Genomic DNA, 10500 nt, shown 5'->3' with positions numbered 1-10500 from the left:
GAGTAAGCCCGATGTCACGACTGCAAATCCGATCTTGTAGAGAAGCAGCGGGCGACCCGATTTTAGCGGAAACTAAAGATTAAGAACTTAGGAATAATTGTGCTGGGGCTCTCAGCACTTTCCGCCCCTCTCACCGCCCATAGCTCCGTGCAGGACAAGGCGGATCAAGCGGTGAAGCAGCAGCTCGCCTCAGCCAACAAAAAAGGCTGGAGCGCAGTGATCGTCCGCACCAGCGCCGCCCCGACGGCGGCGCAAGAAGCGACGATTAAATCGCTGGGCGGCGATGTCTACCGCCACCTGGGCATCGTCAACTCGCTGGCGCTACGCATTCCCAACAAGAACCTAGCCAAGCTCGCCGCACTGCCCTTTGTCAGCCGCATCTCCTCCGATATGGAGGTCAAGAAAACCGATGAGTTCACCATTGAAGGCAGTGGGGCAAAGGCGGCTTGGAGCTACGGGTTCTCTGGCACGGGAGTCGGTGTTGCTGTGGTAGACACCGGGGTTGACAAGGCTAATGATCTTTCCTACCGAACTAAAGGCGCTACTTTTGTTCCAGGGACAGTAGATGTTAGGGATGAGTGTGGTCACGGAACCCATATCGCTGGAATCGTGGCAGGCAATGGCATAGAATCATCCTATTCTAACAACTTCCGCACGTTCTATGGAGTTGCTCCAACAGCCAAGATCGTCCCAGTGAGAGTCCTGAACAGATATGGTTATGGTACAGTCAGTCAGGTAGTGGCGGGGATCCAGTGGACGATAGCGAACCGAGCGGCTAATAACATCCGTGTGATGAACATCTCCTTGGGCCATACGGTAGGGGAGAGCTACACCACCGACCCGCTCTGTCAGGCAGTCGAGGCGGCTTGGAAGTCTGGGATCGTGGTAGTGTGTGCGGCAGGAAATAACGGTCGCAAGAGTGGCACACAGACGGTTGGTATGAGCAACGAGGGCTTTGGAACGCGCTATGGCTCTATCCAATCACCTGCGAACTCCCCCTATGTCATCACAGTAGGTGCTATGAAGGCCACGGCGATGCAGGTGCCTATAGCACCGGGTGCTCCCTTCTCCTACGACCGCACGAAAGATCGTATCGCCACCTACTCCAGCCGTGGTCCCAGCCGTATCGACTATGTGCTAAAGCCTGACTTGGTAGCCCCCGGAAACCGCGTGATCTCACTCTACGGCATCAACGCGTGGAGGTTAGAGCAGTTCCCCAGTAACCTCATCCCCTTCGATGCCTATACTGCTGCGCGAAATAATGGTTGGGGGAACCGAGACAGCTATTCCTACCTCCAGCTTTCTGGGACGTCGATGGCGGCTCCCGTGGTGGCGGGAGCCGCCGCTCTGCTTCTTCAGAAAGACCCGAACCTGACTCCCGATGCGGTGAAAGCTCGGCTGATGGTGAGTGCGGATAAGTGGGTCGCACCCGATGGCAGTGGGGATGCTCTGACGTATGGGGCGGGGTATCTCAATATCCCCGCGGCACTCAACACCCGTGTCACCCCGACTCAGTACGCACTCAGCCCACGGCTCCTCGTGAACCCCGCCACGCAGAAGCTCACCATTGATCCTAGCCTGTGGGGCTCTCAGGCGATGTGGGGCGAACAAGCCATTTGGGGAACGCAAGCCATCTGGGGCGAGCAAGCCATCTGGGGATCGCAAGAGATCTGGGGCGAACAAGCCATCTGGGGCAACCAGGCGATCTGGGGTGACCAGGCGATCTGGGGAACTCAGGCACTTTGGGGAGAGCAAGCTTTGTGGACCGATCAGGCGATCTGGGGCCTGACAAGCAGCCGGGTAGACCTGACCAGCACCGCGATTAACGGGGAGAAATAAAATGAAAACTTCCAAACTCTTTCTGGCGCTTCTCGGAGCGCTCTCCTGTCTGAGCCTGCCCACACAGGCCGATGAGTTCACTGTGGAGCACTCCGGAGCCAACGTGGCCGCTAGCCAGCATGGTGTCACGGGGACAGGTATCGGAGTTGCTGTTCTCGATAGCGGGGTGAAATTCAGTAACGAGCTTGCACAGACGGTCAGCGGTGGACCATCACGTATTGTGGCTAAGGCTCTGTTTGCCACCACCAATACCGACGATTTCTGTGGACATGGTACCCATGTGGCAGCGATTATCGCCGGTAATGGGTCTGCTTCCTCAGGGAGTGATTGTTACCGTACCTTCAAGGGAATCGCTCCCAATACCAACATCATCAATGTCAAGGTGCTAGACAACCAGGGAAGGGGCACAGTAAGCCAAACCATCTCTGGCATTCAGTGGTGCATCGCCAACAAGACCAAGTTCAACATCCGGGTGATGAACCTCTCACTGGGTCATGAAGTGGGCGAAAGCTACACTACCGACCCTCTCTGTCAAGCTGTGGAAGCGGCGTACCGCGCCGGGATTGTGGTGGTCTGTGCGGCGGGTAACAACGGGCGGGCCAATGCGACTCAAGTTGCTGGAAGGGATAACGAGGGCTGGGGCAGTGCTTATGGTAGCATCCAGTCGCCCGGCAACTCGCCCTACGTCATCACCGTCGGGGCGATGAAGCAGAATCTGTCCACGGCGGCGCCCGGAACCTACACGGGCAACCGAGCCGCTGACAAGATCGCCACGTACTCCAGCCGTGGCCCCAGCCGCCTAGACTTCGTGATGAAGCCTGATATCGTCGCACCCGGAAACCGCGTGATCTCGGCGATAGTTGATAAGGGCTTCTTGGATACCTCCTATGTTTCGACCAACCTGGTGAGGGAGAGCGAGTACAGAACGGGGAGTACCTCGATCTCCAAGCGATACTTCTACCTCTCGGGGACGTCTATGGCGGCTCCGGTGGTCTCGGGGGCGGTGGCGCTCATGTTGCAGAAATTCCCTACCCTGACCCCTGATAGTGTGAAGGCACGCTTGATGCTCACCGCTAACAAGTGGACGACGCCAAGCGGTGGCTGGGATGTCACGGCTTATGGCGCAGGGTACCTTAATATCCCCGCGGCACTTGCCAGCACGGCAGTGGCGACCAAGTCTGCGGTAAGCCCCCGGCTTTTCCGGGATGCGGTGGGTAATGTCCTGATGAACACCTCGGATCTGTTTAGTACGGATCAGGTAATCTGGGGAACCTCGGGGCTGAACAATCTCCAGGGTATCTGGGGCGATCAGGTTATCTGGGGGACACAAGTGATCTGGGGAACCGGCTCCAGCACGGTAGACCTGACCAGTAAAGCCATCAACGGCGAGAACTAACCCGAGTTTCTCTGACCGAAAAAGACGAAGAAGCCACGCAGTGCGTGGCTTCTTTGCTTTAGTTTCACGCGACATAAACCGATAATTCATGCTGGAACAGCATTAGATGAACACACTTCCTCCCAAAGCAAAAGCCTTTGTGTGGCTCACCTACCTCCTAGGCATAACAGCGATCCTTGGAGGAATCTTGCGTCGCCTCGACACTCCAACCGTCTTTGGGTTTGAATTTTTCCTTTATATCGTCCTCGGGATAGCAGCAGGGAGCCGTAAGGTCAGCCTAATGCGCAAGAAGAAAGAGTCCGATGCCGATGTTGGCTCGATGTCGCTCAGCTTCATCCTGACGTTTGCGGCGATCCTTCGCTTCAGCCCTCTGCTTGCGATTCTCATCGGGATAGCGACGACGCTTTCGGGCTGCCTCTATCCCAAGCGCCAGCCGACCTACCAGCTTGTTTTCAATGTTCTTCTGAACTCGATTTCTTGCTTTCTCTGTAGTGTGCTCTACACACAGATCATTTCCACATCGTTTTTTGGGGTAGCTTCGCCCCTGATGGCAGCCTCGTTTGCCTGCTTCACGTTCTATTTTGTCAACACGGGCTTTGTCGCCGTTGTCTTGGGGTTTGTTCTGAAAAAGAACTCTTTCCAGATCTGGCACGACACTTTTTTGTGGACTGCCCCCAGCTACTTTCTCGGAGCACTGGCGGGCTACGTCGCAACACTCCTCAATAAAGACTACTTCCTCATGGTGGTTCTCTGTGGAGCCCCCATCGCCTTTCTCACCTATAAGTCCTACCAGATCTACTCCGCGCAGGCGGAGGCGATGCTCAAGGGGAAAGAGGAGCTGGCAGATCTCTACCTCGCGACCATTAAGAGCTTGGCACTTGCCATTGATGCCAAAGATGCCTACACCCACCAGCACATTCTCCGTGTGCAACACTACGCCGTTGCCGTGGCAAAAGAGCTAGGACTCAAGGGCGACGAGCTTGAGGGAATTAGCACGGGGGCCCTGCTCCACGATATTGGCAAGCTCGGCGTGCCGGAGTATGTCTTGCTCAAGCCGGGAAAGCTCACCGAGGAGGAGTTTGCCAAGATCAAGGAGCACCCCCGTATCGGGGCCGACATTCTGGCTGATATTCCGTTTCCCTGGCCGGTTCTGCCTGGGGTGAAGTACCACCATGAAAAATGGAACGGGGGCGGCTACCCGGAGGGCCTGAAAGGCGAGGAGATTCCCCTACAAGCCCGCATTCTGGCCGTCGCGGATGTCTACGATGCGCTGACATCCAACCGTGCCTACCGTGGTGCTTGGACACACGAGAAGGCAGTGGAGCTGGTCCGGAAAGAGTCGGGCAACCACTTCGACCCTGTGATCGCGGACGCCTTTCTCAAGGTCATAGATAGCGTGGTCACGGAGATGGCGGAGCGTGGTGAGGGACCACTCGTCACCAAGAAAGAGGAGTCTTTATCTACTCAGAGCAGCTCGGAGCGGGCGGTGCGCGATATCCAGAGAAACTCCTCGGAGCTCTGGGCGCTCTACGAAGTTGCTCACACGCTCTCGTCTAGCCTTGGCTTGGACGAGACACTGGAGATTCTGGCACGCAAGCTGGAGTCCATTATTCCCAACGTCGCCTGCCTCTTTCTGCTCTACGATGCCGAAGACCATCGGCTCAACACGCGCGCTGCCGTGGGCCTCAACCGGGAGTTCTTCTCGGAGGCACGCTCGATTGGTCAGTCGGGAAGCTCCATGCAAGTGGTGCTCCAGAAGCGAGCCTACTGTGGTGAGTACGAGCCCGATGACCTGCTGATCCAAGGCTCCCCCACCACCCAATGGATCAGTATACACTCGGCCTTAATTGTTCCGATTATCTACGAGGGCACGGTACTGGGAACAATCAATCTCTACCACCCAGATCATCATGCCTTTTCGGAGCACGACCAGCAGCTCTTGGAGCGCATCGGCGAGCGGGCGGCACTTGCGCTTTATAACGGTATTCTCTTTGAGCGCACCCGGAGCCACGCCCACACCGACACTCTGACGTCTCTGTATAACCTGCGCTATATCAGTGAGTACGTTGAGCAGCGCTGCGCGGTCTCTCTGAGCCCCACCGGAGAGGCGCTCCAGCGCTCCAGTGATCAGTTTGTAATGTTCTGTCTCGATCTGGATAGCTTCAAGCCCATCAACGATCTCTACGGTCACCAGACCGGCGACCGGGTTCTTCGGGAGCTGAGCCTCCTGCTTCGCTCTCTCGTTCGCCCCAGTGATGTTGTGGCGCGCTATGGGGGCGATGAGTTTCTCATCATCCAAGAAGAAGCCACGCCAGCGGAGGCGGAGGCGCTCTCTCAGCGCATTCAAGAGGCAATACAGCACTACAACACCGGCCTTATCCACCCTAAACTGGGGCATCTCCGTCTTGGAGTGAGCGTCGGCTTTAGCAACTTCCCTCATGATGGCCATGACTGGGCCACGCTTCTCAGTGTCGCCGATCAGCGAATGTACGAGGACAAGGCGGAGCGCAAGCTAGGTCGCCTCGCAACCCCCTCCGAGCTTATCATTCCCTAAAAAAAGCCGTTGACAAGTAGGCTTACCTGCCTTACAATTGCCCATGTGGTTTGAAGGTGGAGGCAAGTGGTAAGCAAGTGGTGACTTGGGGGGGAATAGTTTAAGGCGATGGGTTTCCGCGGGGAGCACTACCATGGCCTGGATGAGAAGGGGCGTGTCATCATGCCTCTCAAGTTTCGCAACGCCCTCGGCAATTCCTTTGTGATCACCCGTGGCGTCGGCCCGTGCCTCTCGGTCTACCGTGAATCGGACTTTGATCTGATCGAGGAGAACCTCAACAAACAGCCCAGCCTCGATCCCCATGTGCTTCGGATGAAGCGCCTGCTCTGCGCCCCCGCGGTGGATACGGACACCGACAACCAAGGCCGCGTCGCCCTGCCTGCCAACTTGCGGCAGTGGGCGGGAATTGACACCGAGGTGGTGGTGGTCGGAATGGGCGAGAAGATCGAGATCTGGTCACGTAGCGGTTGGATTGCACTCAATGAAAGCTTAGAGGACGATCTCATCATTGCCTCGGCACGCGAGACAGGACTGGCGCGAACCCTAACCGGTGATGTCTCTGCCACCGAGGAGTTCGCATGAGCACCTACCATATCCCCGTGATGCTCTCCGAGATCTTGGACTGGCTGGCACCCGCACCAGGCAAGCTCTTTCTGGACGGCACCGCAGGCGGCGGCGGACACACCAAGGCTTTTGCGGAACGTGGCGCCCGCGTGATCGCCGTGGACCAAGACCCCGAGGCCCTCGCGGAGTGTGCGCGTGCGTGTGAAGGCCTTCCCGTCACCCTCTGGCGGGGCAACTTCTCCCAGCTTGCCGATGCGACTCAAGAGCCACTCGATGCCATTCTTTTAGACCTTGGCGTGAGCTCGCACCAGCTCGACACGCCTGAGCGCGGCTTTGCGTTGCGCTACAACGGCCCCCTTGACATGCGCATGGACACGGACTCAGAGGGCGAGACGGCGGCAGAGCTGCTTAACCGCCTGCCTGAGAGCGAGATCGCCCGGATTCTTTTTGAGTACGGCGAAGAGTCCCGCTCCCGTCGGATTGCCACCGAGATCGTGAAAGCTCGTCCCCTCAATACCACGGAAGACCTCGTGGACTGTATCCGTCGCGCCATGCCCTTTCGCACACGCCCCGGGGAGACGCACCCCGCGACCAAGACCTTCCAGGGGATTCGAATCGCCGTGAATGAGGAGCTGACCGTGCTAGAGCGGGCACTTCCTGCTGCGGTCGCCTGCCTGAAGCCCGGTGGACGGCTCGCGGTTCTGAGCTACCACTCGCTCGAAGACCGCTTAGTCAAAAATACGTTCAACCAGCTCTCGGGCAAGCGGGAGAACTCCGATCTGCCGTCACCGAGCCCAGAGCCCCCTATTGTGCTAGAAGTGCTGACCAAAAAACCCCTTCCTCCCACAGACGAGGAACAACGCAGGAACCCTCGCTCTCGTAGCGCGAAGCTAAGAGTGGCGCAAAAACGAGAAAACTAGAGAAAGAGAGAAGAAAACGGTGGTAGTCGAACAAAAGCCGCAGACGCGGCGCAAACGAGCAGCAGTTGCTCCTCAGACAGTCGTGTTTAAGCGTCGCGCCCCGCACTGGGAGCAGCGTCGGCAAGAGCTGATCCAGAAAGAGCGTGCGATGGCAGGGATCTTCGGGGTGATCTGTCTGTTCGGCACACTGGGCATGCTCTACGTGGCCGCCCATGCCAGCACCACCAATGAGGGCTACCGCCGTACAGAGCTTCGTCGCCAGATCAAGGAGGCAGATGCGGAGTCGCTACGCCTTCAGACCGAGATCCGGCACTTGGAAGACGGCAGCGCAATCGCTCAGACAGCCCAGCAGCGCAAGCTGATCCGCTCCCCTCAAAACATCCACTACTTTGGAAAGGCGGACTAAGATGGCCACTCGCTCCAGACAGCGTCCCCGGCGTGAGAGCCCGGAAGAGTTTGAGCAGCGCACCGCGCCACGCCTCATGAAAGTGGGGGTGGCACTTGCCCTCTTACACGTCGTCCTGCTGGGACGCTTAGTGCACTTGCAGATCGTGCGGCATAAAGAGCTGAGCGCCGAGTCGCTCACCCGCTGGCGGGCCCCGCGCACCCTCACACCTGCCCGTGGCCTCATCTACGATCGCAACGGGGCCTTGCTGGTTGAGAACGAGCCCGGTTTCTCCGTGATCGTGGATCCCAACCGCTGGTTTGTGGGCAATAGCACCAATCCCCTCGCCAAAGACCTCCCCGAAGACCGTCGCGCCCATGCACTACGAGTGCTAGGTCGCTACTTCCCGGAGCCAACTCTGGCCTGGATTAAAAAGCTCGATCTGAGCCACCGCGACCCGAAGCACCCATTCCCTACCCGCGAAGTGGCACAGTGGGTTTCGGCGGACACCATCGAGATGGTGCGTCAAACCACCGTAGATTTTGCTCCGCCAGTTGCCAAAGACCTCAAGAAACGTAAAGGGGCTCTTGCGCAGCCACGCGCCGAGCTTCCTGGGGTGAGCTACCCACCCTCGTCACGGCGTGTCGCTGTCAATGGCACCTTGGCCTCACATATTCTTGGCTTCACCGATCAAAGCGGCTCGACTCCCTGGCGTGGGATTGAGCTCAGCCTGAACTCGTCCCTGGCAGGTGAGGCAGGCAAAGTGACCTACGAGGTGGATCGTTTCGGGATGATTCCCGGCACGGAAGAGGTTCGCCACAAGCTCACACCCGGCTCTCATGTCTATCTCACTCTGGATGCGGAGCTTCAGCACGATGTCGAGCAAGCGCTTGGCACCGCCGTGGCGCAGCATCATGCGGAGTCTGGTGTTGCCATTGTCTTGGACATCAAAAACGGGGACGTGCTGGCGATGGCCAGTGCCCCCACTTATAATATCAACGATGCCCGCCTTCCCAAGCCCGGGACCAAGCCTGCGCTGATCCCACGTATTAACTGGGCGCTGGAGCGTCCCTACGAGCCGGGCTCAACTCTCAAGGCGATGACCATCGCCGCAGCTCTTGAGGAAAAAGAAGTCACCGCACGCTCTCTCTTCTCGTGCAGCGGCTCCCGGAAAATCCTCACCAATACCATTCACTGCGCCACACACGGAGGTTTCCGTCATGGACACGGCACCCAGGATCTTGGCGGTGTGGTTCGCCATTCCTGCAACGTGGCCACGGCAGAGTGCGGTGCAAAGCTAGGCCCAAAGAAACTCTATAAGTACCTCACGGACTTTGGAATGGGCGAGAGAACTAAGATCGGGCTTCCGGGTGAGGAGCGGGGCTTGCTCCGTAACCCGGAGCGTAAAGTATGGCGCCCCATTGACCTTGCGACGATAAGCTTTGGACAAGGCATCTCCGTGACCCCTCTTCAGCTTGCAGCGGCGTACACGGTCTTTGGGGATGGTCGCTATCACTCGCCACGCTTGGTTCGTGCGACTCGCAATGCGGAGACAAAAACCCTGGAAGAGCGCCCCCCCAGCGCCTCACATCGGGTTCTCTCCGAAGAGACGGCGGCGACCATGCGTACGTTTCTGGGCGGCGTGATTGACGAAGGCACGGGCCAGCCTGCCCAGATTCCGGGCTACACGGCAGGCGGCAAGACGGGCACAGCACAGATCCCCGAGAATGGGCGCTATAGTAAGCGCTTTATCGCCTCGTTTGTGGGAGTGGCCCCTCTGAAAGACCCGCAGTTTGTGATCCTGACCCTGATTCGTGATCCCAAGGGCGAAGACCACTATGGCGGCTCGGTAGCGGGGCCGATCTTCAAGCAGATTGCAGAACGGGCTCTTCTCCTGCGCCGCACGCCACACGACCGAGAGAAAACCGTGACTCCCGTCAAAAAGAAGACCGTGACGGTAGAAGCATAGATGATGACACTGACGACATTAGCAGAAAAGATCCCCGGAGCGCAGGTCTTCGGCGAGGCGGTGCTGACAGTGCTGGAGTACGACTCTCGGGCCGTCGAGCCAGGCGCACTCTTTGTCGCCGTTGTCGGAGGGCGCTTCGACGGCCATGATTTTCTCGCGGATGTGGTTGTCAAGGGTGCCGCCGCCGTGGTGGTCGAGCGTGCCGAAGCCGTTCCTCCGGGCGTGCCCTATCTGCTCGTCTCTAGCTGCCGCGAGGTACTGGCGTCGCTTGCCTGTGCTTTTTGGGGCGATCCCACACAGACACTCTATCTCGCGGGCGTGACCGGCACCAATGGCAAGACCAGCACGATGCGCCTTATTGATGCGGTTGCGCGAGCGTCGGGCGAGGTCACCGGCACGATTGGCACACTCGGAGCCACGGTAGGCGACACGTTGCTATCGGGCGAGCACACGACACCGGAGTCACCCGATCTTCAGAAGCTCTTTACCCAAATGTGCCAAGCGGGAGCCACATCCGCCTCCATGGAAGTCTCGTCACACGCGCTTGCCCAGGGACGCACCGCGGGCTGTTGCTTCGACGTTGCCGTCTTTACTAACCTGACCCAAGATCACCTCGACTACCACAAGACCATGGATGCCTACGCGTCTGCCAAAGCCCTGCTCTTTACCCAGTACCAGCCCACCCACGCCGTGATCAACACGGATGACTCCACAGGAGTACGTTACGCGGCACTCACCACCGCAGACCAGCTCATCACGTACTCACCTTCCGGAAATGTCGCGGCAGATATCTACCCGGAGGACGTTCAGCTTGCCGTAGACTCGCTCCGCTTCACGGCAAAGACGCCAATCGGGGATGTTTCTGTGCGGCTC

8 protein-coding genes are annotated in these 10500 nt (G+C 58.4%); all 8 read left to right on the top strand.

Translation table 11 applies throughout. The features are described from left to right. Positions 1 to 99 precede the first annotated feature (99 nt). A complete protein-coding gene (locus tag RMO15_RS18600) occupies positions 100 to 1839 on the top strand; it encodes a S8 family serine peptidase (RefSeq protein ID WP_309715174.1) in 1740 nt (579 codons plus the stop codon). Between the two features lies 1 nt (position 1840). Further along, complete coding sequence (locus RMO15_RS18595) at positions 1841 to 3235, top strand: S8 family peptidase (protein WP_309715172.1); 1395 nt, start codon at positions 1841 to 1843, stop codon at positions 3233 to 3235. A gap of 106 nt (positions 3236 to 3341) precedes the next feature. Further along, a complete protein-coding gene (locus RMO15_RS18590; RefSeq protein WP_309715170.1) occupies positions 3342 to 5789 on the top strand; it encodes an HD domain-containing phosphohydrolase in 2448 nt (815 codons plus the stop codon). A 108-nt stretch (positions 5790 to 5897) separates the two neighbouring features. Next, positions 5898 to 6371, top strand: coding sequence for a division/cell wall cluster transcriptional repressor MraZ (gene mraZ / locus RMO15_RS18585; RefSeq protein ID WP_309715169.1), 474 nt, complete (start codon positions 5898 to 5900; stop codon positions 6369 to 6371). Beyond that, positions 6368 to 7273 carry a 16S rRNA (cytosine(1402)-N(4))-methyltransferase RsmH gene (rsmH, locus tag RMO15_RS18580; protein ID WP_309715167.1) on the top strand — a complete coding sequence of 302 codons (906 nt, stop codon included), beginning with the start codon at positions 6368 to 6370 and terminating at the stop codon, positions 7271 to 7273. The genes mraZ and rsmH overlap by 4 nt, the downstream gene beginning before the upstream one ends. Before the next feature lie 19 nt (positions 7274 to 7292). Then, complete coding sequence (locus tag RMO15_RS18575; RefSeq protein WP_309715165.1) at positions 7293 to 7679, top strand: hypothetical protein; 387 nt, start codon at positions 7293 to 7295, stop codon at positions 7677 to 7679. A 1-nt stretch (position 7680) separates the two neighbouring features. Further along, positions 7681 to 9627 carry a penicillin-binding protein 2 gene (locus RMO15_RS18570; RefSeq protein ID WP_309715163.1) on the top strand — a complete coding sequence of 649 codons (1947 nt, stop codon included), beginning with the start codon at positions 7681 to 7683 and terminating at the stop codon, positions 9625 to 9627. Continuing rightward, a partial coding sequence (locus RMO15_RS18565) for a Mur ligase family protein (protein ID WP_309715161.1) occupies positions 9628 to 10500 on the top strand: 873 nt, incomplete at its 3' end.

It is taken from the genome of Armatimonas sp., from assembly GCF_031410135.1.
In the GTDB taxonomy this organism is placed as follows: Bacteria; Armatimonadota; Armatimonadia; order Armatimonadales; family Armatimonadaceae; genus Armatimonas.
This window is presented reverse-complemented; position numbering and strand designations above follow the sequence as displayed.

Coding starts and splice junctions, on each gene's coding strand:
- RMO15_RS18595 (WP_309715172.1), top strand. CDS start 1,841: ATGAAAACTTCCAAACTCTTTCTGGCGCTTCTCGGAGCGCTCTCCTGT.
- RMO15_RS18590 (WP_309715170.1), top strand. CDS start 3,342: ATGAACACACTTCCTCCCAAAGCAAAAGCCTTTGTGTGGCTCACCTAC.
- mraZ (WP_309715169.1), top strand. CDS start 5,898: ATGGGTTTCCGCGGGGAGCACTACCATGGCCTGGATGAGAAGGGGCGT.
- rsmH (WP_309715167.1), top strand. CDS start 6,368: ATGAGCACCTACCATATCCCCGTGATGCTCTCCGAGATCTTGGACTGG.
- RMO15_RS18570 (WP_309715163.1), top strand. CDS start 7,681: ATGGCCACTCGCTCCAGACAGCGTCCCCGGCGTGAGAGCCCGGAAGAG.